At 72.9% G+C, this 26,420-nt stretch carries 19 protein-coding genes and 1 pseudogene; 16 read left to right on the top strand and 4 right to left on the bottom strand.

The window, feature by feature from the left end; genetic code table 11:
• The first annotated feature begins 15 nt into the window (after positions 1–15).
• From ANAE109_RS15600 to ANAE109_RS15590, 3 genes are all read left to right on the top strand, one after another.
• Entirely contained in the window at positions 16–2,250 is a 2,235-nt protein-coding gene (locus ANAE109_RS15600) for a 4Fe-4S dicluster domain-containing protein (RefSeq protein WP_012097853.1), read from the top strand.
• A gap of 80 nt (positions 2,251–2,330) precedes the next feature.
• Entirely contained in the window at positions 2,331–3,191 is an 861-nt protein-coding gene (locus ANAE109_RS15595; protein ID WP_012097852.1) for a formate dehydrogenase accessory protein FdhE, read from the top strand.
• A gap of 104 nt (positions 3,192–3,295) precedes the next feature.
• Positions 3,296–4,090, top strand: coding sequence for a WecB/TagA/CpsF family glycosyltransferase (locus ANAE109_RS15590; RefSeq protein ID WP_012097851.1), 795 nt, complete (start codon positions 3,296–3,298; stop codon positions 4,088–4,090).
• Positions 4,091–4,610: 520 nt separating this feature from the next.
• Here ANAE109_RS15590 and ANAE109_RS23590 read toward each other — a convergent pair.
• A pseudogene (locus tag ANAE109_RS23590) lies at positions 4,611–5,596 on the bottom strand (HNH endonuclease).
• Positions 5,597–6,171: 575 nt separating this feature from the next.
• On the opposite strand from ANAE109_RS23590, the gene ANAE109_RS15580 reads away from it, so the two are divergent.
• A complete protein-coding gene (locus ANAE109_RS15580; protein WP_012097849.1) occupies positions 6,172–7,584 on the top strand; it encodes a sodium:alanine symporter family protein in 1,413 nt (470 codons plus the stop codon).
• Between the two features lie 7 nt (positions 7,585–7,591).
• Here the strand turns inward: ANAE109_RS15580 and ANAE109_RS15575 are convergent, their stop codons facing one another.
• Together ANAE109_RS15575 and ANAE109_RS15570 are read right to left on the bottom strand one after the other, a co-directional pair.
• On the bottom strand, positions 7,592–8,920 hold the full coding sequence (locus tag ANAE109_RS15575; RefSeq protein WP_012097848.1) for a sodium-dependent transporter: 1,329 nt from the start codon (positions 8,918–8,920) through the stop codon (positions 7,592–7,594).
• A gap of 125 nt (positions 8,921–9,045) precedes the next feature.
• Positions 9,046–9,336, bottom strand: a complete 291-nt coding sequence (locus ANAE109_RS15570; RefSeq protein WP_041448395.1) for a hypothetical protein — start codon at positions 9,334–9,336, stop codon at positions 9,046–9,048.
• A 433-nt stretch (positions 9,337–9,769) separates the two neighbouring features.
• Here ANAE109_RS15570 and ANAE109_RS23585 point away from each other — a divergent pair, with 433 nt between their 5' ends.
• Positions 9,770–12,796 (top strand): M4 family metallopeptidase, encoded by a 3,027-nt coding sequence (locus tag ANAE109_RS23585; protein ID WP_049768605.1) that lies wholly within the window; start codon positions 9,770–9,772, stop codon positions 12,794–12,796.
• Between the two features lie 143 nt (positions 12,797–12,939).
• On the top strand, positions 12,940–13,860 hold the full coding sequence (draG, locus tag ANAE109_RS15555; RefSeq protein ID WP_012097845.1) for an ADP-ribosyl-[dinitrogen reductase] hydrolase: 921 nt from the start codon (positions 12,940–12,942) through the stop codon (positions 13,858–13,860).
• Between the two features lie 37 nt (positions 13,861–13,897).
• On the opposite strand, the gene ANAE109_RS15550 is transcribed toward draG, so the two are convergent.
• On the bottom strand, positions 13,898–14,686 hold the full coding sequence (locus ANAE109_RS15550) for an NAD(+)--dinitrogen-reductase ADP-D-ribosyltransferase (protein WP_012097844.1): 789 nt from the start codon (positions 14,684–14,686) through the stop codon (positions 13,898–13,900).
• Positions 14,687–14,803: 117 nt separating this feature from the next.
• Here ANAE109_RS15550 and ANAE109_RS15545 point away from each other — a divergent pair, with 117 nt between their 5' ends.
• The 10 genes from ANAE109_RS15545 to ANAE109_RS15500 all read left to right on the top strand — a co-directional run bounded on the left by ANAE109_RS15545 (position 14,804) and on the right by ANAE109_RS15500 (position 26,420).
• On the top strand, positions 14,804–16,384 hold the full coding sequence (locus tag ANAE109_RS15545; protein ID WP_041448394.1) for a sigma-54-dependent Fis family transcriptional regulator: 1,581 nt from the start codon (positions 14,804–14,806) through the stop codon (positions 16,382–16,384).
• Positions 16,385–16,409: 25 nt separating this feature from the next.
• Complete coding sequence (locus ANAE109_RS15540) at positions 16,410–16,868, top strand: GNAT family N-acetyltransferase (protein WP_012097842.1); 459 nt, start codon at positions 16,410–16,412, stop codon at positions 16,866–16,868.
• A gap of 221 nt (positions 16,869–17,089) precedes the next feature.
• Positions 17,090–17,956: a nitrogenase iron protein gene (gene nifH, locus ANAE109_RS15535; RefSeq protein ID WP_012097841.1), complete on the top strand. Its 867-nt coding sequence runs from the start codon at positions 17,090–17,092 to the stop codon at positions 17,954–17,956.
• A gap of 107 nt (positions 17,957–18,063) precedes the next feature.
• Positions 18,064–19,515 (top strand): nitrogenase molybdenum-iron protein alpha chain, encoded by a 1,452-nt coding sequence (gene nifD, locus ANAE109_RS15530; protein WP_012097840.1) that lies wholly within the window; start codon positions 18,064–18,066, stop codon positions 19,513–19,515.
• 99 nt (positions 19,516–19,614) lie between these two features.
• Entirely contained in the window at positions 19,615–21,084 is a 1,470-nt protein-coding gene (nifK, locus tag ANAE109_RS15525; protein ID WP_012097839.1) for a nitrogenase molybdenum-iron protein subunit beta, read from the top strand.
• Positions 21,085–21,118: 34 nt separating this feature from the next.
• The gene (locus ANAE109_RS15520; RefSeq protein WP_012097838.1) at positions 21,119–23,872 is read left to right on the top strand and encodes a bifunctional nitrogenase iron-molybdenum cofactor biosynthesis protein NifEN; all 2,754 of its coding nucleotides are present in this window, start codon (positions 21,119–21,121) and stop codon (positions 23,870–23,872) included.
• 15 nt (positions 23,873–23,887) lie between these two features.
• Positions 23,888–24,301, top strand: coding sequence for a nitrogen fixation protein NifX (gene nifX, locus ANAE109_RS15515; RefSeq protein WP_012097837.1), 414 nt, complete (start codon positions 23,888–23,890; stop codon positions 24,299–24,301).
• Between the two features lie 43 nt (positions 24,302–24,344).
• Positions 24,345–24,608: a ferredoxin III, nif-specific gene (gene fdxB / locus ANAE109_RS15510; protein WP_012097836.1), complete on the top strand. Its 264-nt coding sequence runs from the start codon at positions 24,345–24,347 to the stop codon at positions 24,606–24,608.
• Between the two features lie 7 nt (positions 24,609–24,615).
• On the top strand, positions 24,616–26,103 hold the full coding sequence (gene nifB / locus ANAE109_RS15505; RefSeq protein WP_012097834.1) for a nitrogenase cofactor biosynthesis protein NifB: 1,488 nt from the start codon (positions 24,616–24,618) through the stop codon (positions 26,101–26,103).
• The gene (locus ANAE109_RS15500) at positions 26,100–26,420 is read left to right on the top strand and encodes a nitrogenase-stabilizing/protective protein NifW (protein ID WP_049768604.1); all 321 of its coding nucleotides are present in this window, start codon (positions 26,100–26,102) and stop codon (positions 26,418–26,420) included. Before nifB ends, ANAE109_RS15500 begins: the two co-directional genes overlap by 4 nt.

The raw sequence follows: 26,420 nt of genomic DNA, 5'->3' as shown, positions 1-26,420 counted from the left end.
CCGAAAGGAAAGACCATGAGCAACGCCACGTTGATCGACACGACGAAGTGCATCGGGTGCCGCTCGTGCCAGGTCACCTGCAAGCAGTGGAACGACATGCCGGCCGAGCGGACGCAGCTGAACGCGGCCGTCGGCCTGCAGAACCCGCTCACGCTCTCGGCGAAGACCCTGTGCGTCATCACCACGCACGAGGTGGACGCCCCGAGCGCGCCGGGCGGCCTGCAGTACGCCTTCGCCAAGCGGCAGTGCATGCACTGTGACGAGCCGGCCTGCGCGTCGGCCTGCCCGGTGACGGCCATTCACAAGACGAAGGAAGGGCCGGTCGTCTACGACGAGTCGAAGTGCATCGGCTGCCGCTACTGCATGTGGGCCTGCCCGTGGGGCGTGCCCATGGCGGAGTGGGACTCGCTCGCGCCCACCATCCAGAAGTGCGACATGTGCCACGACCGGGCGCTGCAGCCCGCGCCGACGGTGCGTAACGGCGACGCGCTCAGCGCGGACGATCACCAGCGGTTCGCCGCGGCGATCGCGCTCCCGGCGTGCGTGAAGCAGTGCCCGGCGGGCGCGCTGAAGTTCGGCGACCGCGAGGAGCTCCTCCGCGAGGCGCGCGAGCGCATGGCGGCGAGCCCCGGGAAGTACGTGGACCGCATCTACGGCGAGCAGGAGGCCGGCGGCACGAACATGCTGTACCTCGCCAGCGTGCCGTTCTCGGAGCTCGGGTTCCCGGAGGTCGGGAACGAGAGCTACCCGAAGCGCAGCGCCGTCGCCCTCGGGGCCGTGCCGCCCGCGGTGATCGGCGTGGGCGCGGCGCTCGGCGGGGCCTACGCCCTGCACAAGCGCCGTCAGGAGGTCCAGAAGGTGGAGCCGACGCCCATGAAGCACGCCAAGGGCGCGGGGAAGGCCCACAGGGACGAGGGGCACGACCACCACCTCGAGTTCGCGCCGGTGAAGTCGAAGCTGTGGACGCCCGCGAACGTCTTCCTCGCGGCGCTCATGGCGTTCGGCGGCGCGTCGTTCATCGCCCGCTTCGCGCTCGGCCTGGGCGGCTCCACCAACCTCTCCGACACCTGGGCCTGGGGCCTCTGGATCGTCTTCGACCTCGTCTGGATCGCGGTGGCGGCCGGCGCGTTCGCGACGGCGGGCCTCATCTACGTGTTCCAGCGCAAGGACCTCTACTCCATCGGCCGGTCCGCCGTGCTGATGGGGCTCCTCAGCTACTCGTTCGTCACGGTGACGCTCCTCGCCGACCTCGGCCTGCCGTGGCACTTCTACCAGCTCGCGCTGAACGCCCCCGAGCACTCGGCCATGTTCGAGGTCTCGTGGTGCGTCGGCCTCTACGTGACCGTCCTCCTCGCCGAGTTCCTGCCGGTGCCGTTCGACCGGTGGGGCCTCAAGGCGGCGATGGAGACCTGGAAGCGCTGGTCGCCCGTCTACGTGGTCGCGGCGGTCTCGCTCTTCGTGTACCTGATGTCGCGCAACCTCGTGTACACGGGCCTCGCGGCGGCGACCTTCGGCTTCATGGCCTGGGCCTTCCGCGCGCAGCCGGGCAAGAAGGCCGAGCCCATCATGCTCGCCATCGCGGCGGTGACGCTCTCCACGATGCACCAGAGCTCGCTCGGGTCGCTGTTCCTCCTCATGCCCGACAAGCTCTCGAAGGCGTGGTGGTCGCCGGTCATGCCGGTCTACTTCTTCCTCTCCGCCGTCGCGGCGGGCACCGCGCTCATGGTGCTCATCGAGATGTGGATCGCGAAGGGGTTCAAGCGGCAGCTGCGCATGGACCAGCTCGCGTCGCTCGGTAAGATCGCGTTCTGGGCGCTCGCGGTGTACCTCGCCTTCCGCGTGGGCGACCTCGCGGTGCGCGGCCAGCTCGCCGCGGCGCTGACCGGCCCCAAGGCCGGGCTCATCCTCGTGGAGCTGGTGGCGGGCGGCATCCTGCCCCTCGCCCTCCTCGGCGTCGCGAAGCTGCGCGAGAACCCCCGGACGCTGGCGCTCGGAGCGTTCCTCGCGACCGGCGGGATCGTGCTCAACCGCGTGAACGTGGTCGTGTTCGGGATGGAGCTGAAGGGGGCCGCGCCGCAGATCGCGCCGCAGTCCTACTTCCCGAGCGTGGTCGAGTGGGGCATCTCCATCGGCCTCATCGCCGCCACCATCTTCCTGTTCGGCCTCGCGGTCCGGCACATGCCGGTGCTGCCGAAGCAGGGCGCGGCGGTGGAGGCGGAGCCGGAGCGGCAGGCCGACGCCGCCGCGTAGCGGCGCCGCCGTATCGAACGACGGAAGGCCCCCGGTCGCTCGCGGCCGGGGGCCTTCTCACTTGCTAGGATCTGACGACGATGAACATGAACGACGCTTCGACGAAGAAGTGGATCGAGGCCCACCCCTACCTGGAGGGCGTCGCCGCCTTCCAGGCGCTGGTCGAGGCCGCCGCCGCCCAGGCGGCGCCCATCGCGCGCCGCCCGGCGTGGGACGCGTACGCAGCGGATCTCGCCGCGGGAGTACCGCTCCTGCGGAGCGCGCGCGCCGGGCTGGACGTGGCGCCCGAGGGGGCGGCGGCCCTCCGCGCGGTGACGGCGGCCGTCTCCCGGGCGGCGCTGCCCCCCGCCATCGCCACGGCGGCGAAGGCCCTCGACGAGGCGCTCAGCGCGCCCCGGGCCGCGGAGGCCGCGATCGCGTGGCTGGTGTGCGGCTCGCCGGAGAAGGGCCAGCCGGAGGGCGGCGGGCTGGTGCGGTACCTCGGGTGGACGGCCCTGCAGCGCGTCCTCGCGCCGATCGTGGCGGAGTTCGACCGCTGGCGCGACGAGGAGCGCTGGCGCCGCGGCGAGTGCCCGACGTGCGGATCGGCCCCGACCATGGGCACCCTCGTCTCGGTGGCGGAGGGGCGCGGCCGGCAGCTCGCGTGCGGCTGCTGCCGGACGCGGTGGACCTTCAAGCGCGTGGCCTGCCCGTTCTGCGACAACGAGGACGCGAACCGGCTCGGCGTGCTCGAGCTCGAGCAGGAGCCCGGCCTGCGGCTCGACGTGTGCGAGGCGTGCAAGGGCTACGTGAAGACGTACACCGGCACGCGGGACCTGGAGCTGGTCCTCTCCGACTGGCCGACCCTCCACCTCGACGTGCTCGCGCGCGATCGCGGCTACCGGCGGCTCGGGACGTCGCTGTACGAGCTCGAGGGCCAAGGCGGAGACCACCAGGCCTGATGCGCGGCCGCGGCGCACGCTGCCTGCCCGCCGCGCCGGGCGGGCTCGGTCCTGCGCTGCTCGAAAAAGTGGACGGGCGCCCCGCACGCGGGGAGAAGTGGCGCGTGGCGTCCCCCCCCGCACCGCCTCCCCCGTCGCGCCGCCTGCGGATCGGCCGGCTCGAGCTCGACCCGCTCGCCCTGGAGGAGGCGCTCGACGCGATCGAGGCGCTCGTCCTCGCGGGGCGGGGCGGGGCGGTGTTCACGCCGAACGTGGACCACGTCGTGAAGGCGGAGCGCGACGCGGAGCTCCGCGCCGCCTACGCGGGCGCCGACCTCGCCCTCGCGGACGGGATGCCGCTCGTCTGGGCCTCGCGGCTCCTCGGGGCGCCGCTGCCCGAGCGCGTGGCGGGCTCCGATCTGGTGGCGCCGCTCGCGGCGCGCGCGGCGAGGCGCGGCTGGGGGCTGTACCTGCTCGGCGGCGCGCCCGGCGACGCGGCGCGGGCCGCGGAGGTCCTCGCGCGGGATCCCGGCGTCCGGATCGCCGGCGTGGACGCGCCGGCCCTCGACCTCTCGCCCGCGGGCGCCGAGGCCTGCCGCGCCGCCGCGGAGCGCGTCCGGGCGGCGCGCCCGGACCTCGTCTACGTCGGGCTGGGCGCGCCGAAGCAGGAGCTCTGGATCCACCGCCACCTCGAGCTGCTCCGGCCGGCGGTGGTCCTGGGCGTCGGCGCGAGCCTCGCCTTCGTCGCGGGGACCGTCCCGCGCGCGCCGCGCTGGATGTCGCGCGCGGGCCTCGAGTGGCTGCACCGGCTGTCGCGCGAGCCGCGCCGGCTGTGGCGCCGCTACCTCGTCGAGGACGCTGCGTTCGCGCCGATCCTGCTGCGGACGTGGTGGGAGCGGAGGGCGGAGCGGGGAGGGTGAGGCGACACGGCTGCCGGGAAATCGGATCCGACCCGCGACCCGCGACCCGCGACCCGCGACCTCGACCTCGACCTCGACCTCGCGACCGCGACCGCGACCGCGACCGCGACCGCGACCTCGACCTCGACCTCGACCTCGACCTCGACCTCGACCTCGACCTCGACCTCGACCTCGACCTCGACCTCGACCTCGCGACCTCGACCCCGACCTCGACCTCGACCTCGACCTCGACCGCGACCCGCGACCCGCGACCCGCGACCTCGACCCCGACCTCGACCCCGACCCCGACCCCGACCCCGACCTCGACCTCGACCTCGACCCCGACCTTGTCATTCGTCACATCGGCTCGCGCTGGACTCGGGACGAGGTGCCGACCGCGCGCCCGCGGTGGGCACGCGCGACGGAGCAGTACGAGCGAGGGAAAGGCGGGCTACGAGGAGGCCCGCGGGGCGGAGTCGCCGCGGATCGGCGTCGCCGGAAGACGCTGCGGTCGGCTTTGCTCCCGTTCCGTAGGCCCGGGTCACGGTCCCCACAGGGCCTGCTGCGGCGCTGGTGGCGCCCCGCTGGCATCTGGCGTCACCCCGGCGACGCCCATGCGACGGAAGCGGTCATGTGCTCGCGCCCGTAGGTCTGTTCGGCGTGCAACAGGTTGTGCGACTTGCAGGCGACTCGGAGGTTCTCGACCGTCGAGGGTCCGCCCAGGGCCTGCGGGTGGATGTGGTCGAGCTCCAGCTGCCAGCGGCTGTTGCAGCGCCGCCCGTCCGGAGCGACCCAGGCGCAGCGTCCGCCGTCGCGCTTCCAGACCTCGCGCCGCACTATCGCCGGGATCGTGCTCGTGGGCGCGGCGGACTCGGCGGAGGGACGTGGCTCCCGGTCGGTCCCCCGCTGCCGCTGCGGCGCGACCGCGCCCTTGCGCCTGCCGTGCTTCTCGATGGCGCAGCGGATGGCCTCCCGGAGCACCGCCGCGAGATCGCCGTCCGGGATCTTGTGCGAGAGCAGCGCGGTGAGCGTCTCGAGGTCCTCCTTGCAGCCCCGGTCGATGGTGACCCGCAGCGACCAGTCGCTCTCGCTCACGGCGCGGGTCTCCGCCCGCGGCTTCGGGCGAGGCGGGTCGAGTGGGGCGGAAACCGTGGCCGGCGACCCACCAGCAGCCGCCCGAGGCACGGGGATCGCCTCCTGTGGCTCGGCAGGTCGGGCATGGACTGTCGCCAGCGGCAGCGCCGGGGCGCTCGCGGCTGAGCCGCGGTCGGGCAGCTTGCGCACGCCCGCCCGCGGAGCGGTGCGCGCCTGGAGCGAGGCGACGAGGTGATCCACCTCGGCCTTGCGCACCTCCAGGCAATACGCCCAGAGCGAGGGGTAGCCGGCCTCCACGTAGGCGCGGCGGCGATCGAACACCTCGAGGTGGAGGAGGAACTCGACCTGGACGTCGCGCTCCTGGCCGGCGAGCTCGCGCAGGCGCTGGGCGAGCAGGGTCGAGTCGAGGGCGGAAGGGGCGACAGCGGGCATGGTGCACCTCCTTGTGCACCGTTCGTAACACGCGATTTGCGGCTCTCCTGGAACGCACCAGGCTCGCGCCTGCGCTGCGTTCCGGGCCCGCCCCTTCGCCATCCACGCGGTGCGCCGGACGCGCACGGTGCGACCTGCCTGCGCTCGCGAGGAGCGTGCTCTCGACGTGCCGCGGACGTCGAAGCACGTTTCGCCTCGAACCTCGTCAAGAGGGCAACATTCACCCACCGCAACTGGGACTCGCGTGGCTCGCAAGAGCTATCGCTGGAGATAGCAGGGACTATGAGTGAACGCCGGCATGGGCGGAGACGTGCGCGCAACTTCCTCGGACCTGCTCTGCCCGCTCGTCCAGTCCTCGCGCCGACGGCGACGAAGACCCGCCGCGTGCCATGCCCGAGGCGCGCCGGGAACCGGGCGCTTCTCCCCTCGATGCCCGAGCCCTCTGCGTCGAGCGGCGGCACACAACCCCGCGCGCGCGCGTGCTGTCGCCGTGGGATGTGACGAATGAAGAGACCTCGACCTCGACCTCGACCCGGTCGTCCTCTGCCCCCGTCCCGCGGTACAGTCCGGGCTCGATGAGCACCCTCCAAGCCTTCCTCTCCTGGGCGAGCGGGATCGTGTGGGGCGTCCCCACGATCCTCCTCCTCGTCGGCACCGGCCTGTACCTCACCCTCGCGCTGCGCGGGCTGCAGTTCACCCGCCTCGCCGCGTCGCTCCGGCTCGCGTTCCTCGTCCGCAAGGAGGTGGGCGCCGAGGGCGACGTCTCGCACTTCCAGGCGCTCATGACCGCGCTCGCCGCCACGGTGGGCGTCGGGAACATCGCCGGCGTCGCCACCGCGATCGCGGCGGGAGGGCCCGGCGCGCTCTTCTGGATGTGGGTGACCGGGCTCGTCGGGATGGCGACGAAGTACGCGGAGGCGCTGCTCGGCGTGAAGTACCGGGTCGCGGACGAGGCGGGCAACATGCAGGGCGGCCCGATGTACTACCTGGCGCGCGGGGTCGGCGGCCGCTGGGGCCGCGCGCTCGGCGGGATCTTCGCGCTCTTCGCCGCGATGGCGAGCTTCGGCATCGGCAACATGGTGCAGTCCAACTCGGTCGCCGACGCGCTCCGCGCCTCGTTCGGGATCCGCCCGCTCTGGACCGGGATCGTGATCGCGGCGCTCACCGGGCTCGTCATCGTCGGCGGCATCCGGACGATCGGGCGGGTCACGGAGCTCTTCGTCCCCGCGATGATCCTCTTCTACCTGGCGGGCGGGCTGGTGGTGCTCGCGCTCAACTGGCGCGGCATCCCGGACATCGCGGCCTACGTCCTGCGCGACGCGTTCAGCCCGGCGGCGCCGGTCGGCGCCTTCCTCGGCGCCACGCTGCGCGATGGGATCCGCTGGGGGCTCGCGCGCGGTGTGTTCTCGAACGAGTCCGGGCTGGGCACCGGCGGCATCGCGGCCGCCGCCGCGCAGACCCGCACGCCCGCGGCCCAGGCGCTCGTCTCGATGACGCAGACGTTCATCGACACCATCGTCGTCTGCTCCATCACGGGCTTCACCATCATCGCGACCGGCGCGTGGACGCGGGCCGACGCGGTGACCGGCAAGGCCCTCACCGGCGCGCCGCTCACCATGGCGGCCTTCCGCACCGGGCTCCCGGGGGAGTGGGGCGGGATCATCGTCTCCGTGGGGCTCGCCCTGTTCGCCTTCTCGACCATCCTGGGCTGGGCCTACTACGGCGAGCGCGCGCTGGAGTACCTCCTCGGACGGCGCGTCATCCCGCTCTTCCGCCTGCTGTTCGTGGTGGGCGCGTTCGTCGGGTCGTACGTGCTCGAGCTCGGCCACGCCGAGGGGCTCGAGCTCGTCTGGACGTTCAGCGACGTGATGAACGGCGCCATGGCGCTGCCGAACCTCGTCGGGCTCGTGCTGCTCGTCCCGGTCGTGGTGGCGGAGACGCGCGCCACCGTCTGGCCGTCCCGCTCCCACCCCGCGGCCCGCGGCTAGGCCGCCCTCACCGGATCGCCGCGGCGATCACCCCGAGCGCGTCGCGCACCGCGCCGACGAGGACGAGCGCGAGGGCGGCGGGGATCGCGACCCGCAGCAGCCAGATCCACGCGCGGCGGACCCGCGGATGCGGGAAGCCGTCGGCGAGCTCGGCGTCGGCCCCGGTCCAGATCCAGCCGGTGAGGATCGCGATGATGAGTCCGCCGACGACGAGCAGGAGGTTGCCCGCGATCCGGTCGGCGGCGCCGAGCCAGCGGAGGTCCAGCGCCGCGGGCACGCCGGCCAGCGCCGTCGCGCCGCCGGCCAGGACCACGGCGCGGCGGCGGCTCCAGCCGGTGCGGGCGACCACGGCGTCCACGAGCACCTCCAGGAGCGAGATCGCCGAGGTGAGCGCGGCGATGAGGAGCGCGAGGAAGAACGCCGTCCCCACGATCCGTCCGGTCGCGCCGAGCGTCGCGAACGCGTGGGGCAGCGCGATGAAGAGGGCGCCGACCGTGCTCTCGCCGACCTGTCCCTGCAGGCCGAACTGGTAGACGATGGGGAACGTGACGAGCCCGCCCGCGAAGGCGACCGAGCCGTCGGCGAGCGCGATGACGAACCCCTCGCGCACCAGGCTCCCGCCCTTCTGGAGATACGAGGCGTAGGTGAGCATCGCGCCCATGCCGAGCGACAGCGAGAAGAACGCCTGACCGACGGCGCTCGTGAAGGTGTCGAGCCGCCAGATCCTGGCGGGGTCCGGGCGCAGGTAGAACGCGTAGCCCGCGCCGCCGTCCGGGAGCGTGGCCGCCCATGCGGCGAGCGCGATCAGGAGCACGAAGAGCGCCGGCATGAGCACCAGGGAGGCCCGCTCGATCCCGCCGCGCACCCCGCCCGCCACGATCGCGACGGTGAGCGCCATCGCCACCAGGTGCCAGGTCACCGCGGCGCCGCCGGACGCCGCCGCCGCGAACTGCGCCGCCGTGTCCCGTTCCACTGCGCCGCGCGCGACGGCCACGAGGTAGCGCGCGGTCCAGCCGGTGATGACCGAGTAGTAGGAGAGGATCGCGAACCCGGTGAGGACGAACAGGGCGCCCACCCACTCCAGCCGGCGGCCCACGAGCCGGCCCGGGGCGCGGAACGCGCCCTCCCGCGCGCTCCGCCCCATCGCCAGCTCGGCCACGAGCAGGGGCGCGCCGACGAGGACGATCACGACGAGGTAGACGAGGACGAACGCGGCCCCGCCGCTCTCGGAGGCGAGGTAGGCGAAGCGCCAGAGGTTCCCGAGCCCGACGGCCGAGCCGACCGCGGCGAGCAGGAAGCCGACGTTGCTGTGCCAGCTCGGGCGGGGTTCGGTCACGTGGGCTCCTCGGCGGGGAGCCCGGTTCGTTACAACAGGGCCTGCGCAGGGCAACGCTCGCCGCGTGGTCTCCGAGCTGGAGGCTCCTCCGTGGAGCCGCTCGGAGGTCGATCGTGAGCGCCCGCTCAGCGGAGGCCGATGAGCTGCCCTAGCCGCTTCTGCGCCGTCCCCGCGTGAGGGGCGGGGATGCGGAGGCCGAGGGAGAGCGGCTCGTTCAGCCGGGCGCCGAGGTGCTTCAGCCCGGCGGGCAGCAGCTCCGTCGTCTGACCCAGGTCGAGGTCCAGCCCGCCGGGGAGCGCGCGCGTCCGCCGGCGGCGGCGGGTCGCGGCGATGGCCACGGCGAGCGTCATGATGGCGGCGGCTGAGAGCGTGAGGAGCGCGACGTTCATGGTGTCACCCGGCGGCGGCCGACCCACCGGCCGCAGACCTCCGAAACTAGATCCCGCTCGCTCGGACGTGACCCCCCTCGACAGGGCCCCCACGGGTGGGGGCGTCGGGACCGTCCCGACGCTCTCGAGTTGAGAGGCTGCGGTCCCGGGGGAACGTCTCGCGAGGCCCTGGCACGGGCGCTACGAAAGCGCGGGCCTTCCACCCACCGTCCTATGTCGGGCGTACGTCCCCCCTCGATGGGCTCTCCCCCGACAGGACTGATATCGATCAGCTAGCGTATGCCCCTCTCACCGACGTTCCCCTACCCGCCGTCGAGAGGTCCGCATGCAAGTTCGCTCGTGTCTCGCCCTTGCCGTAAGCGCTGCGCTCGCCGCCTCGCCGGCGCTCGCCGATCCCCGCGCCCGCGATGTCGCGCTGAAGAGGCTACAGGATGCGGCAAAAGGCACCGCCGCCGTGTCGATGCACAAGTCGACCGACGTGGCGCGGTTCGTGAGCCTGCCGCCGGCTGCACGCGGGCTCGGCCAGGCCGCGGCAAGGACGGAGCGCGACAAGAAGGCGCAGTCCGCCGCGTTCTTCCGCAGCTACGGCGCGGCGATCGGGGTCTCGGATCCCGCCGGTCTCCGCCACGTCTCGACCGTCGTCGACGCGCTCGGCGAGACCCACCTCACGTACCGGCAGTTCCACGACGGCGTCCCGGTCTTCGCGGGAACGGTGAAGACGCACTTCGACGCGGCGCACAAGCTGAAGGCGGTGAACGGCACCGCGGTCCCGGACCTCGCGGTCGTCCCGACGCCGACGTGGAGCGCCGCGCAGGCGGCAGAGCTCGCGCTCTCCGCGGTCGTCCGTGAGCGGGGCCCCTCGGGCACCCTCGGGATCGGCTCGACGAAGCTGTACGTCTATCGCGAGGGGCTGGCGAAGGGCGTCCCGGGCGAAGCGCAGCTCGCGTGGGAGATCGAGGTGACCGACGGCGCCGGCGTCCGCGACCTCGTCTACGTCGGCGCGCACACGGGCAAGGTCGTCGAGACCGTCGCCGGGATCCACGACGAGCTGAACCGCCGGGCGTACGACGGGCACGAGCTCGCGTTCGCGCCGAGGAGCTACCCGAACGCCGCCTACTGGACGGAGGGGCAGGGCTTCCCGACCGCGTCCGAGGAGGCGAACAACATGATCGCCTCGTCGAAGGAGGTCTACGACTTCTTCAAGAACGCGTTCGGCCGCGACTCCTTCGACGGCCAGGGCGCCACGATGGATGCCATCTTCGACCGCGGCTACAGCTGCCCGAACGCTTCGTGGAACGGGACGTTCATCTCGTTCTGCCCGGGGACGACCACCGACGACGTGACCGCGCACGAGTGGGGGCACGCGTACACGCAGTACACCCACGACCTCATCTACGCGTGGCAGCCGGGCGCGCTCAACGAGGCGTACTCGGACATCTGGGGTGAGATCGTGGACGCCATCAACGGCCGGGGCGGCGACGCGCCGGACGCGGCGCGCAGCGCGGGCGCCTGCTCGACCTTCTCGCCGCCGGTCGCCAAGCTCGTCGTGACGGCGCCGGCCTCCCTCGCGGGCGAGTACTTCGCGCAGTCGGCGTCGTTCGGCCCGAGGCTGACCGCGGCGGGGATCACGGGCGAGGTCGTCGCCGCGCTCGATCCCGCCGACGCCGGAGGCCCCAGCACCCTCGATGCGTGCTCGCCTCTCACCAACGCCGCGGCGGTCCTGGGCAAGATCGCCCTCGTGAACCGCGGCTCGTGCAACTTCACCGTCAAGGTGAAGAACGCGCAGACCGCCGGGGCGGTCGCGGTGATCGTCGCGAACAACGCGGCGAATGGCCTCCCCGGGATGGGCGGGTCGGACGCGTCGGTGACCATCCCGTCCGTCGGCGTGCAGAAGGCGACGGGCGACTCCATCCGCGCCGCGCTGGCCGGCGCCGAGGTGGTGACCGCGAAGCTGGTGGCCCAGCCCGGCAGCGACGCGTCGGTGCGCTGGCTCATGGGCGAGGACTCGGCGGCGTTCAGCGGCGCCCTCCGGGACATGTGGAACCCGACCTGCTACTCGAACCCGGGCAAGGTGACGGACCGGGCGTACTACGTGTGCGACTACGCCGGCGACAACGGCGGCGTGCACACCAACTCGGGCGTGCCGAACCACGCGTTCGCCCTGCTGGTCGACGGCGGCTCGTACAACGGGCAGACGATCGCCGGGATCGGGCTCACCAAGGCCGCGCACCTCTACTTCCGCGCCGCGGACGTCTACCAGGTCGAGGACAGCGACTTCGCCGACCACGCGACCGCGCTCGAGTCCTCCTGCGCCGACCTCACGGGGGCCACGCTCCCGGCGCTCACGGGCGGCGCCTCGGGCGAGACCATCACCGCCGCCGATTGCGCGGAGGTGGCGAGGACGATCGCAGCGGTCGAGCTGCGGACGCCCCCGACCTTCTGCGGGTTCAGGCCGCTCCTCAACCCGCAGGAGACGCCGCAGTGCGGGGCGGGCACGAACGGAGCGAAGCAGGCGATTCAGCTGTTCTCGTTCGACGCGGGGGCCTCCGGCTGGACCTCCGCGACCTTCGCGGCGGCGCCCGGCGACTTCACCCCGCGCGAGTGGACCTGGCTCGGCGCGCTCCCGAACGGCCGGCCGGGCTCCGCCTTCTTCGCCCCGGATCCCAACATCGGCACGTGCGCACCGGGCGGGGACGAGACCGGGGTGCTCTCGCTGACGAGCCCCGCCATCACGCTCCCGGGCACCACCGAGTTCGCCCGCGCCACGTTCTGGCACTGGGTCGCCACGGAGGCGGGGTTCGACGGCGGGAACGTCAAGGTGAGCGTCAACGGTGGGCCGTGGCAGCTCCTCCCGCCGTCGGCGTTCACGTACAACGGGTACAACGCGCTCCTCGAGACGGCCGCCGCCGGCAACACGAACCCGCTCGCCGGTCAGCCGGCCTGGACCGGCACGGACGCCGGTACCCTCAAGAGCGGGACCTGGGGACGGTCGCACGTGGATCTCGGCACGTTCGCGAAGGCCGGGGACCGGATCCAGCTGCGCTTCGACCTGGGCACCGACGGCTGCGGTGGCCGCGGAGGGTGGTACGTCGACGACGTCGAGGTGTTCAGCTGCACGCCGAACGCGGCGACGGTGGCGGTCGAGGACGCGGCGTATCCAGAAGGCGACGCGGGCGTCGCGACGAGGGGCGTCACCGTCCGGCTCTCCGCGGCGACGGTCCAGCCGGTGGCGGTCCGCTACGTGGTCGTCGACGGAACCGCCCAGCACGGGAACGACTTCGAGGTCGCTGCCACCTCCGGCACGATCGTCGTCCCGGCGGGCAGGACGGCCGCGAGCATCGCCATCGGCCTCAAGGGCGACATCGTGCCCGAGGGCGACGAGGCGTTCCTGGTGAGGATCACCGGCGTCACCGGCGCCACGCTCGCCGACGGCGAGGCGGTGGTGACGATCCTCGAGGATGACGGAGCGCCTCCGGGGCAGAACTGAAGTAGCAGGACCGCAGCCGGAGCGCGGGCGGGGCGAGCCCCGCCCGCGTCTCCATCTCGACGATCGATCCCTCGCGCGGATCCGCTGAGGCGGCCGAGCCGGGAGCGTTCGTCGGGGTACGGTTCTCGCATGGCCTCCCCCGCGTGACGTCCCTCCGCGTTCACCTGCCCGACGTCCGGGATCGCGCCCGGGCCGCGTTCCTCGGCGCTGCGGTGGGCGACGCGCTCGGCGCTACCGTCGAGTTCATGACGCCGGGCGAGATCCGCGCCGAGCTGGGCGTCCATCGGGAGATCACGGGAGGCGGGTGGCTTCACCTGAGGCCCGGCGCCGTCACCGACGACACCGAGATGTCGCTGTGCCTGGCGCGCGCCGTCGACGCGGAGGGCGGCTGGTCCCGGCGCGCCGCCGCCGACGCGCTCGCGGCGTGGCTCCGGAGCGGCCCGGTGGACGTCGGCTCCACCTGCAGGCGCGGCATCCGCCGGTACCTGCTGGACGGCACGCTCGAGGGGGAGCCGCACGACGGCGACGCCGGGAACGGCGCCGCGGTGCGGATGGTGCCCGTGGCGCTGCTCACGCTCGGCGACGGCGAGGCCCTCCGCCGCGTCGCGCTCGAGCAGGGCCGCATCACGCACCACCACCCGCTCTCCGACGCCGCGTGCCGCCTAGTGGGCGAGCTCGTCCAGCTCGGCTGCCTCGGGCTGTCGCTGCGGCGGCTGCGTGGCGCGGCCGACGCGCTCGTGGCGGCCGAGCCGCGCTTCCGCTTCGCGCCGTACCCGGGGCTCGCGACCGGCTACGTGGTGGACACGCTCCAGACCGTGCTGCACTTCGTGTTCGCGACCCGCTCGTTCGAGGAGTGCCTCGTCGCGGTGGTGAACCGGGGCGGCGACGCCGACACCACCGCGGCGATCGCCGGCGCCATCGCCGGCGCGTACCACGGGCCGGAGGCGATCCCGCGGCGATGGCTGCGGCGGCTCGACCGGCGCCTCACGGACGAGCTCGCGCGGCTCGCCGGCCGGCTGGTGGACCTGTCGCCGGTGGGACGGGGGCGCCCGCCCGAGGTCTAGCCGCGAGCGGCTCACAGGGGAGTTCTGGACGGCGCTCTCAGCCGAGCACGCGGCGCACGCGCGCCTCGCCCCCGACCGCGAGCCACTCTCGCTCGCCGCGCAGGATCGCGCGCGGGAAGACGTCCGGCGCGAGGAACACGCGCGGCAGCGCGACGCGCACCTCCCACACCGTCGAGCCGAACTCCCAGGCCCGCTCCCGATCGTCGGTGAACGAGCAGAGGTTGTTCAGCCGCACGATCCGCTCGCGCCGGCCGACCTCCGCGACCACCTCGTGATCGCCGGGATCGTTCACGCCGCGCCAGAGGGTCACCCAGCGCTCCCCGGGCCGGCGGCGCGCCAGCTCGTACTGCGTGAACGTGTAGACGAGGTCGAGCTGATCGAGGATGGCGCTCGTGCAGGCGCTGCCGCGCGTGCGATCGAGGGCGTAGCGGGCGTACTCGGGGCCGTGCAGGTCGCGGATGGGCGCGCGGTGGAAGCAGGGGGCGATGCCCATCCGGCTCTCGACCCAGCCCTTCAGCACCGCCCCCTCGATGCTCGAGGCGTCCATGCCCCAGCCGCGCAGGAAGCGGAGGTAGGAGTTCTTGAGGCTCCGCCGCGCCGACGGCGTCGCCTGCTCCGCCCAGCTGTGGAGCTGGAAGCGCACCGAGATCCAGTCGTCGAAGGTGAGCGCGCGCGCCACCGGGTCGTCGAGCGCGTCGAGGGCGCGGAACAGGAAGGCGTTCGACGACCGCACGCCCTGGATCTCCAGAGGCACCGGGTGCTCGTTGAACTGGCAGCTCGCGATCACCCAGGGCGGCAGGTTGCAGCGGTTGAGCGAGATGTTCATGGTCGGGGGCGGCGGGATCCCGCGGGATCCGGCGGTGTTTCCTCGCGACCTGCAAGAACCGTCGCCCGCGGACGCTGCGCCCGGCAGGTGGCATCGACCTTGCGAGAGCGGGTGCGCATGCCCGGCCGCGAGGCGCGCGAGGTCCAGGCCCTCCACGACGCCGCGCGCGTCCTGTGGCTCGCGACCGATCTCCGCGAGGCGCTGGACGCCACGCTGTCGGTGCTCCAGCTCGAGCTCGGGATGGAGAACGGGACCCTCTCGCTCTTCGACCCGGTGACGGGCGAGGTGTTCATCGAGGCCGCGCCGGAGATGCGCGACCGGGAGCGGATCCTCGGGAGGCTACGGCCGGGGGAGGGGATCGTCGGACGGATCTTCGCGACCGGCATGCCGATGGCGGTGCCGGACATCGGCAGCGAGCCCCTGTTCCTGAACCGGACCGGCACCTGGCGCGACCTCGACGCCGAGCCGCGGGCCTTCCTCGGCGTCCCCGTCCGCCACGGGCGGACCACCCTCGGCGTGCTCACCGTCGACCGGCGCCACGGCGCGGGGCCGATCTCCTTCGAGCGGGATCTCCGCTTCCTCGAGATCCTCGCGGGCATGGTGGGCGCGCGCGTCCGGCTGCAGGAGCTCGAGAACCCACGGCGGCGGGCGGTGCTGGAGGAGGAGGCGGGCGCGCCCGAGGCCCGGCTGCCCGGGATCGTCGGCGTGGGTCGGGGGATGCGCGAGGTGCTGGAGCGGGTCGAGCGCGTGGCGCGGAGCCGTGCGACCGTGCTCGTGCGCGGCGAGAGCGGCACCGGCAAGGAGCTCGTCGCGCGGGCGCTTCACGAGGCGAGCCCCCGCACCGGCCGGCCGTTCGTGGCCCTGAACTGCGCGGCGCTCCCCGAGGCGCTCCTCGAGAGCGAGCTGTTCGGCCACGAGAAGGGCGCGTTCACGGGGGCGGCCGCGGGCACCAAGGGCCGCTTCGAGCTGGCCGACGGCGGGACGCTGTTCCTCGACGAGGTCGGCGAGCTGTCGCTCTCGGCGCAGGCGAAGCTGCTGCGCGCCATCCAGGAGCGCCAGTTCGAGCGGGTGGGGGGGCGCCGCGCGGTCACCGTGGACGTCCGCATCGTCGCCGCGACGAACCGCGATCTCGACGCGGCGGTGCGGGCCGGCGAGTTCCGCCTCGACCTGTTCCACCGCCTGTCGGTGGTGACGGTGCTGCTCCCGCCGCTGCGCGAGCGGCGCGAGGACGTCCCGGCGCTGGCGGAGCACCTCCTCCGGGAGCTCTCCGAGGAGAACGGGCGCGAGGTGCGGCTGGGCGCGGACGCGCTGGACGCGCTGCTCGCGCACGACTGGCCGGGCAACGTCCGGCAGCTCCGCAACGTCCTCGAGGCGGCGGTGGTCTCGACGGAGGCGTCGCTGCTGCGCGCCGCCCACCTCGGCCTGGGCCGAGCCGCGGCGCAGGCCGCCGCGGCCGAGCCGTGCGCGCGTGATCGGGAGCAGTCCGCCGGCGGCGCCGGGGCCGTCCAGCCGCCGGCGGAGGACGGCGTCGCGGAGGCCGGCGTCGGGGAGGACGGCGGCCGGGAGGAGCGGGAGGTGCGCGACGCGCTCGCGCGCGCCGGCTACGTGAAGGCCAAGGCGGCGCGGCTCCTCGGCATGACCGTCCGGCAGCTCGACTGGCGCGTCCGCAAGTACGGCATCGCCGTCGAGCGGTTCTGAGCTCCCGGCCGGGCGGAGGCGGACGATGGACGACGAGGTCGCGATCCGCAGCGCCACCCCCGCGGACCTCGAGCGGCTCGTGCGGCTGCTCGAGATCCTCTTCTCGATCGAGGCGGACTTCCGCCCGGATCCGGAGCGGCAGCGGCGCGGGCTCGCGCTCATGCTCGCCGAGCCGGAGCGCCGGGTCGTGCTCGTCGCCCAGCGAGAGGACGAGGTGGTCGGGATGGTCACCGCCCAGCTCGTCGTGTCGACCGCGGAGGGCGGGCCGTCGGCGCTCGTCGAGGACATGGTGGTGGAGTCGGCCGAGCGCGGGCGGGGTCTCGGTCGCCGCCTGCTCCTGGCGGTCGAGGCGTGGGCCGCCGCGCGCGGCGCGACGCGGCTGCAGCTCCTCGCCGATCGCGAGAACGCGCCGGCGCTCGGCTTCTACGGGCGGGCCGGCTGGCGCTCGACGCGGCTCGTGTGCCTCCGCCGCGGCGGGTCCTAGTGCGTCCGGTTCCGCACGCGATGTCGGGTTTCGCGCAGGGGCGAATGTCCGATCTCGAACGCGCGCTGCGCCTCGCGTCCCGAGGACGCGAGAGCCTTGCGCCGGCGCGGCGGAACCGGCCTCGCGCGCGCAGGATTCGCGCGCGGTGCGGCGGTACGCCACTTGCTCTCTCTCCTCGCGAACACGGCGCGGGACGCTCCCCGCGAGGAGAACGAGACGACATGAGGCAGATCGCGATCTACGGGAAGGGCGGCATCGGCAAGTCCACGACGACGCAGAACACGGTCGCGGGGCTCGCCTCGCTCGGGAAGAAGGTGCTGATCGTCGGCTGCGATCCCAAGGCCGACTCGACCCGGCTCATGCTCCACGCGAAGGCGCAGGCGACGGTGATGGACCTCGTCCGCGAGCGCGGGACCGTCGAGGACCTCGAGGTCGCCGACGTCCTGAAGGTCGGGTACGGGGACGTGAAGTGCGTCGAGTCCGGCGGCCCGGAGCCGGGGGTCGGCTGCGCGGGCCGCGGCGTCATCACCGCCATCAACTTCCTCGAGGAGAACGGCGCGTACACGCCCGACCTGGACTTCGTCTTCTACGACGTGCTCGGCGACGTGGTGTGCGGCGGGTTCGCGATGCCCATCCGCGAGAACAAGGCGGAGGAGATCTACATCGTGGTCTCCGGCGAGATGATGGCCATGTACGCGGCGAACAACATCGCGCGCGGCATCCTCAAGTACGCCTCCTCGGGCAAGGTCCGGCTCGGCGGCCTCATCTGCAACTCCCGCAACACCGACCGCGAGGCGGACCTCATCGAGGCGCTCGCGGCGAAGCTCGGGACGCAGATGATCCACTTCGTCCCGCGCGACAACCAGGTGCAGCGCGCCGAGCTGCGCCGCATGACCGTCATCGAGTACTCGCCGGAGCACAAGCAGGCGAACGAGTACCGCGAGCTGGCCCGGAAGATCTCCGAGAACAAGAAGCTGGTGGTGCCGAAGCCGCTGCAGATGGAGGAGCTCGAGGCGCTGCTCATGGAGTTCGGCATCATCGCGGACGAGGACGAGTCGCAGGTCGGCGTCGCGGAGGCAGTGGCATGAGCGAGGAGCTGCGGCGAGCGGCGGCCCAGCCGGATGAGGCTGGGCCAGAGCGAGCGGGGGGACCGGGGGGGCGCAACGTCCCCGTCGCGAAGCGGAGCGGGGACGGAGTGTCCCCCCGTACGAACGTGAAGAAGGTCGACGGCATCACGAAGGAGTCGACCCAGGCGATGATCGACCGGACGCTCGAGGCGTACCCGGAGAAGGGCAAGAAGAAGCGCGCGCCGCACCTCGCCCCCAACGATCAGGCGTCCGCCAGCGCCTGCGTGAAGTCGAACCGCAAGACGGTCCCCGGGGTCATGAGCGCCCGCGGCTGCGCCTACGCCGGCGCCAAGGGCGTGGTGTGGGGGCCGATCCGGGACATGGTGCACGTCTCCCACGGCCCGGTCGGCTGCGGCTGGTACTCGTGGGGCACGCGCCGGAACCTCATGTCCGGCAAGAACGGCGTCTCGAGCTTCGCGATGCAGTTCACCTCGGACTTCCAGGAGAAGGACATCGTCTACGGCGGCGACAAGAAGCTCGCCGTGCTCCTGCGGGAGGCGAAGGAGCTCTTCCCGCTCGCCAAGGGCATCTCCGTCCTGTCGGAGTGCCCCGTGGGCCTCATCGGCGACGACATCAACGCGGTGGCGAAGCAGATGTCGAAGGAGCTGGACCTCCCGATCATCCCCTGCAACTGCGAGGGCTTCCGCGGCGTCTCCCAGTCGCTCGGGCACCACATCTCGAACGACACCATCCGCGACTACATCATCGAGACGCGCGAGTTCGCGGAGCCCGAGACGCCGTACGACATCGCCCTCATCGGCGAGTACAACATCGGCGGCGACGCCTGGTCGACGAAGCCGCTGCTGGAGGAGTGCGGCTTCAACGTGAAGGCGGTGTGGACCGGCGACGGCCAGATGGAGCACATCGCCGCGACGCACGAGGTGAAGCTCAACGTCATCCACTGCTACCGCTCCATGAACTACATGTGCAAGGTCATGGAGGAGAAGTACGGCGTGCCGTGGATCGAGCTGAACTTCTTCGGGCCCACGAAGATCAAGGAGAGCCTGCGCAAGCTCGCCGAGCGGTTCGACGACCGGATCAAGGCGAACGTGGAGAAGGTCATCGCCAGGTACGACCCCATGATGCAGCGGGTGATCGAGGAGGTCCGGCCGCGCCTGGAGGGTAAGAAGGTGATGCTCTACGTGGGCGGCCTCCGCCCGCGCCACACCGTGGGCGCGTACGAGGACCTCGGCATGACCGTGGTCGGCTCCGGCTACGAGTTCGCGCACTCGGACGACTACGACCGGACCTCGCCCGAGATGCCCGACGCGACCGTCATCTACGACGACGCCTCGGAGTACGAGCTCGAGCGGTTCGTCCACGACCTGAAGCCGGACCTCGTCGCCTCGGGGATCAAGGAGAAGTACCTCTTCCAGAAGATGGGGCTGCCGTTCCGGCAGATGCACAGCTGGGACTACTCGGGCCCGTACCACGGGTACAAGGGCTTCCCCACCTTCGCCCGCGACATCGACATGGCGATCAACAGCCCGACGTGGGGGCTCGTGAAGTCGCCGTTCTAGCTCGACGGGCGGGGGCCCGGGCCCCCGCCGCTTCCACCAGACTCGATCCACCGTCCCTCGGGGACGGAACGCCCCCCGCTCGTCCGAAGGAACCGAAACATGGCGAACAACCTTGGACTCACCGTCAAGCCCGTCTGCGAGATCACCCCCGAGGAGGAGGCGCGGGTCGCCGCCTGGATCGACACGCCCGAGTACCGGGAGAAGAACTTCGCGCGCCAGGCGCTCGTGATCAACCCGGCGCACGCGTGCCAGCCGCTGGGAGCGGAGCTGTGCGCGCACGGGTTCGAGGGCACGCTCCCGTTCGTGCACGGGTCGCAGGGCTGCGCGTCGTACTACCGGTCCACGCTGAACCGGCACTTCCGGGAGCCCGCCCCAGCGGTCTGCAGCGCGATGACCGAGGACGGCGCGGTGTTCGGCGGGCAGAACAACCTGCACGAGGGGCTGGAGAACGCCTGCGCGCTCTACCACCCGAAGATGATCGCCATCTTCACCTCCTGCATGCCCGAGATCATCGGCGACGACGTCTCCTCGTTCCTCAAGAACGCGCGCCAGAAGGGGCACCTCCCGAAGGAGCTCCCGGCGCCCTACGCCAACACGCCGAGCTTCAACGGCTCCCACGTCCACGGCTACGACGCCATGCTCGCGGCGATCCTCGAGACCCTCACCGAGGGCAAGGCCGTGGAGGGGCGCTGCACGGGCAAGCTCAACTTCATCGCCGGCTTCGACGCCAACGTCGGGAACTACCGCGAGTACAAGAAGATCCTCGAGGCGTTCGGCATCCCGTACACCTTCCTCGCCGACATCTCCGAGACGTTCGACTCGCCGCTGGACGGCACCTACCGCATCTATCCGGGCGGCACCCCGCTCGCCGAGGCCGCCGACTCCATCAACGGCAAGGCGACGATCACGGTCGCGCCCTACGCGACCTCGAAGACGTTCACGTGGATCAAGGAGAGCTACACCGGCAAGCACGTGTCCCTGCCCATGCCGATGGGCGTCGCCAAGACGGACGCGCTGCTCGTGAAGCTCTCGGAGCTGTTCGAGCGGCCGGTCCCGGACGCGCTCAAGGCGGAGCGCGGCCGGGCGGTGGACGCCATGACGGACGCGCACCAGTACGTCCACGGCAAGCGGTTCGCCCTCTACGGCGACGCCGATCAGCTCGTCGGCTACGTCTCCTTCCTGCTCGAGATGGGCGCGAAGCCGGTCCACGTCCTCTGCTCGAAGGGCTCGAAGAAGCTGGAGAAGGAGCTCCACGCGCTGCTGGAGGCGTCTCCGTTCGGGAAGGAGGCGAAGGTCTATATGAACAAGGACCTGTGGCACCTGCGGTCCCTGCTCGTGACCGAGCCGGTCGACGCGCTCATCGGCGACACGCACGGCAAGTTCGCCGCGCGCGACGCGAAGATCCCGCTCTTCCGCTTCGGGTTCCCGATCTTCGACCGCGTCAACAAGCACCGCTACCCGCTGGTCGGCTACCAGGGCGTCGTCAACATGGTCACCGAGATCTGCAACACGTTCATCGATCTCGCGGACGCGACCTCCGACGACCGCACCTTCGAGATGATGCGCTGAGTGAAGCAGGCTCCTTCAGGAGAGACAGGACGCCATGCCCCGCCCCGACTACTACGACGCGCCCGAGTGCGAGACGCAGGAGAAGGGCGCTCCGAAGTTCTGCAGGAGGTCCGAGCCCGGCGAGGGCACCGAGCGGAGCTGCGCCTACGACGGAGCGCGGGTGGTGCTCATGCCGGTGACGGACGCCATCCACCTCGTCCACGGCCCGATCGCCTGCGCCGGCAACTCCTGGGACAACCGCGGCGCGCGCTCCTCCGGCTCGCAGCTGTACCGGCGCGGCTTCACGACGGAGCTGCTCGAGAACGACGTGGTCTTCGGCGGGGAGAAGAAGCTCCGCCGCGCCATCCTCGACCTCGCGGCGCGCTACCCGGAGGCGCGGGCCGTCTTCGTGTACGCGACCTGCGTGTCGGCCATGACCGGCGACGACGTCGAGGCGGTCTGCCGCTCCGTCGCCGGCGAGGTGGCGATCCCGGTCGTGCCGGTGAACACGCCGGGGTTCATCGGCGACAAGAACATCGGCAACCGGCTGGCCGGCGAGGTGCTGCTCGAGCACGTCATCGGCACGGCCGAGCCGGCCACGACGACCCCGTCCGACGTCAACCTCATCGGCGAGTACAACATCGCCGGGGACCTGTGGGGGATGCTGCCGCTCTTCGAGCGGCTCGGGATCCGGGTCCTCTCCTGCATCTCCGGCGACGCGCGCTTCGACGAGCTGCGCTGGGCGCACCGCGCCCGCCTGAACGTCATCATCTGCTCGAAGAGCCTGACGAACCTCGCGCGCAAGATGAAGAAGCGCTGGGGCATCCCGTACCTGGAGGAGTCGTTCTACGGGATGACGGACACGGCGAAGGCGCTGCGCCACATCGCGCGCGAGCTCGACCTCGCGCGCGGCGACGGGGCGAGCGTGATGGCCGAGGCGGTGGAGGCGCTCGTCGCGGAGGAGGAGGAACGCTGCCGGGCGCGCCTCGCGCCCTACCGGGCGCGGCTCGAGGGGAAGCGCGCGGTGCTCTTCACGGGCGGCGTGAAGACCTGGTCGATGGTCAACGCCTTGCGCGAGCTGGGCGTCGAGGTCCTCGCGGCGGGGACGCAGAACTCCACGCTCGAGGACTTCCACCGGATGAAGGCGCTCATGCACCGGGACGCCCGCATCATCGAGGACACCTCGACCGCCGGGCTCCTCGAGATCATGCGCGAGAAGCTGCCGGACCTGGTGGTGGCGGGCGGGAAGACCAAGTTCCTCGCGCTCAAGACCCGCACGCCGTTCCTCGACATCAACCACGGGCGGGCGCACCCCTACGCCGGGTACGAGGGGATGGTCACCTTCGCGCGGCAGCTCGACCTCACGGTGAGCAACCCCATCTGGTCCGCGCTGACCGCTCCCGCCCCCTGGGAGCGGAGCGCCGCCGGCCTCGAGGCGGAGCGCGCCGCCGCGCGCGGCCACGGCGCGGCGCTCCTCGCGGAGGAGCTCTCCGCCTCGCGCGTGAAGGTCCCCGCCAAGCCCGCGACGGTGAACCCGCAGAAGAACTCGCCCGCGCTGGGGGCCACGCTGGCGTACCTGGGCGTCGACCGGATGCTCGCGCTGCTCCACGGCGCGCAGGGCTGCTCGACGTTCATCCGGCTGCAGCTCTCCCGGCACTTCAAGGAGTCGATCGCGCTCAACTCGACGGCGATGAGCGAGGACGCCGCGATCTTCGGTGGCTGGAGCAACCTGAAAGCCGGCCTCGCCCGCGTGATCGAGAAGTTCCGGCCCGGCGTCGTCGGGGTGATGACCTCCGGCCTCACCGAGACGATGGGCGACGACGTGCGGAGCGCGATCGCGCAGTTCCGCGAGGAGCACCCCGAGCACGCCGGCGTGCCGATCGTCTGGGCCTCTACGCCGGACTACTGCGGCTCGCTGCAGGAGGGCTACGCCGCGGCGGTCGAGGCGCTCGTCTCGACGCTCGTCGACGGAGGCGCCCCGATCCCGGGCCAGGTGACGCTGCTCCCCGGCGCCCACCTCACCCCGGCGGACGTGGAGGAGCTGAAGGGCACGATCGAGGCCTTCGGGCTCTCCGTCGTCGCGGTGCCCGACGTGGCGAACGCGCTCGACGGCCACATCGACGCCGAGGTCTCGCCGCTCTCGACCGGCGGCGCCGGGGTGGACGCGATCCGCTCCGCCGGCCGCAGCGTCGCGACCCTCTACGTGGGCGACTCGCTCGCGCGCGCGGCGCGGAGCCTCGAGGAGGCGCACGGCGTCCCCGCGTACGGGTTCACCTCGCTCACCGGGATCGGCGAGGTCGATCGCCTCGTGGCGACGCTCGCGGCGATCTCCGGCCGGCCGGTGCCCGGCGCGCTCCGCCGCGCGCGCAGCCGGCTCATGGACGCGATGGTCGACAGCCACTACCAGCTCGGCGGCAAGCGCGTCGCGCTCGCCCTGGAGGCGGACCCGCTGAAGGTGCTCACCCGCTTCTTGCACGGCATGGGCTGCGAGGTCACCGCCGCCCTGGCCGCGACGCGCACGCGCGGGCTGCACGAGCTCCCCGCCGCGACGGTGGCCGCCGGTGACCTCGAGGACCTCGAGGGCGCGGCCGAGGGGGTCGACCTCGTCGTGGCCAACTCCAACGGCCGCCAGGCGGTCGCGAGGCTCGGGGTGAAGGCGCACCTGCGCGCGGGGTTGCCGGTGTTCGACCGGCTCGGCGCCCACCAGAAGGTGTGGGTCGGCTACCGCGGCACGATGAACCTCGTCTTCGAGGTGGCGAACCTGTTCCAGGCGAGCGCGACCGAGGCGCAGCGGCTCGCGCACAACTGAAGGGCGGAGGCACGGATGCGGATCGCGTTCACGAGCAGCACCGGCGAGCGGGTGGACGAGCACTTCGGACGGGCGGGGCACTTCTGGGTGTGGGAGGTCGGCCCCGACGCGGCCCGCTTCGTGGAGCGGGTGAGCGCCGTCACGAGCGCCGAGGACGAGGACGATCGGATCGCCGCGCGGGCGAGCGCGCTCGCGGGCTGCGCCATCGTCTACACCGCCCAGATCGGCGGCCCGGCCGCGGCGAAGCTCGTCTCCCGCCGGATCCAGCCGATGAAGGCGAGCGGCGACGTCGCCGTGGAGGAGGTCGTGGGCAGGCTGCAGGAGGTCCTGCGGGGACGCCCGCCGCCGTGGCTGCGGAAGGCCATGGGCGTCCCGGCGGGCGAGGACGGCGACGGCGGCTCGGCCACGGCAGGCGACAGCGACGAGTGAAACCGCGCCGGGACCCGGCGCACTGCGAGGAGGAGAGGAAGCCATGGCGTTCATCACGGGGCTGAGGCGCGGGAAGAAAGAGTGGACCCCCCGGTTCGTGAGGTCCATCGACGCCGAGCTGTGCATCGGCTGCGGTCGCTGCATCAAGATCTGCGCGCACGGCGTGCTGGCGCCGGCGGAGGTGGACGAGGAGGAGACCGCCAAGATGTTCGCGGCGGTCGAGAACGCGGACGAGTGCATCGGGTGCGAGGCCTGCGGCCGCACCTGCAAGAAGGGCGCGTTCTCGTTCGAGCCGCTGGTCGCGTGAGGGCCCCATGCGCCTCCCGGTCCTCGAACGCTCCGCCCCGCCAGCGCCCGCGGCCAACTGCACGTTCGCGCAGGGCTGCGGCGACGCCGCGCCCACGCTTCCGGAGGACGTGGCCGCGCTGGTCGCCGACCACCCCTGCTACAGCGAGGAGGCGCACCACCACTTCGCGCGCATGCACGTCGCGGTGGCGCCCGCCTGCAACGTGCAGTGCCACTACTGCAACCGGAAGTACGACTGCGCCAACGAGAGCCGACCGGGCGTCGTCTCGGAGCGGCTCCGGCCCGAGGACGCGGTCCGCAAGGTGCTCGCCGTCGCGGCCGAGCTCCCCGAGCTGTCGGTGGTCGGCATCGCCGGGCCCGGGGACGCGCTGGCCAACGCCGACGCGACCTTCGCGACCCTCGAGGGCGTGCACCGCGCCGCGCCGGACCTGCGGCTCTGCGTCTCGACGAACGGGCTCGCGCTCCCGGAGCACGCGGAGCGGCTCGCCGCGGCCGGGGCGCGCCACGTGACGGTGACCGTGAACATGATCGACCCCGCCGTGGGCGAGCGGATCTACCCCTGGGTCCTCCGGGGCGGGCGCAAGGTGCGGGGCCCCGAGGCGTCGAGGATCCTCTCGGCGCAGCAGCTCGAGGGGATCGCCGCGCTCGCCGCGCGCGGCGTGCTCGTGAAGGTGAACTCCGTCGTGATCCCGGGCGTGAACGACGCGCACCTGCCGGAGGTGACGCGGGCCGTGCGGCGGGCGGGCGCCTTCCTCGTGAACCTCGTCCCGCTCATCTCGGCGCCGGAGCACGGCACGCACTACGGCCGGACCGGCCGGCGCGGTCCGACCGCCCTGGAGCTGGAGGAGGTCCAGCGGGCCTGCGAGCTCGACGCGCGGCTCATGCGGCACTGCCGCCAGTGCCGGGCCGACGCGGTGGGGCGCCTCGGGGAGGATCGCTTCACCTCGTTCACCCTGGCCTCCCTCCCGCCGGGGCCTGCCCGCGACGCCCGGGAGGCGCGAGCAGCGCGCCGCGACGCGATCGCGCGCGTGCGGGGACGGGTCGCGAGCGAGCGCGACGCCGCGCTCCAGCGTCTGGCGGCGGTGCCGGCGGCGGTCTCGGCGAGGATCGCGGTGGCCACGCGCGGGGGCGGGCAGGTGGACGAGCACTTCGGCCAGGCGCGCGAGCTGCTCGTGTACGACGTCAGCCGCGCCGGCGCGCGCCTCGTCGGACGGCGCCCCGTCGAGCGCTACTGCGTCGGTGGCGAGGGGGACGAGGACGCGCTCGACGGCATGCTGCGCGCGCTCGGCGGCTGCCGCGCCGTGCTGGTCTCGAAGATCGGGCGCTGTCCCAGCGCACGGCTCGCCGCCGCGGGCATCGAGGCGGTGGTCGATCAGGCGTTCCGGCCGATCGAGACGGCCGCGCTGGCCTGGTTCGAGGGGTTCGCCGCGCGCGCGCGGGCGGGCGAGGTGGAGGCCGCCGGGGGCGATCCCGCTCCGCGGGCGGAGGTCGCGTGAGCGAGGCGGGCGCGCCGGCGCCGCTGCCGGAGCTGGAGGGGCTGGAGTCGGCGGAGGACTTCTTCGCCGCGCTCGGCGTCCCCTTCGAGCCGGGCGTCATCGCGGTGAGCCGGCTGCACGTGCTGAGGCGGTTCGGCGTCGCGGTCGCCGCCCTCGCGCGGGAGCGTCCGGACGCGACCGAGGGCGAGCGCCGGGCCGCGCTCCGGCACGCGCTGCGCGAGGCGCACGCGCTGTTCGCGCGGGAGTCGCCGCTCGAGGCGGGAGACTTCCGGGTGCTCCAGGCCGCGCGGCCGGTGAAGCTGGGGAGGCGCGGGTGA

Source organism: Anaeromyxobacter sp. Fw109-5, assembly GCF_000017505.1.
Taxonomy (GTDB): domain Bacteria; phylum Myxococcota; class Myxococcia; order Myxococcales; family Anaeromyxobacteraceae; genus Anaeromyxobacter.
This window is presented reverse-complemented; position numbering and strand designations above follow the sequence as displayed.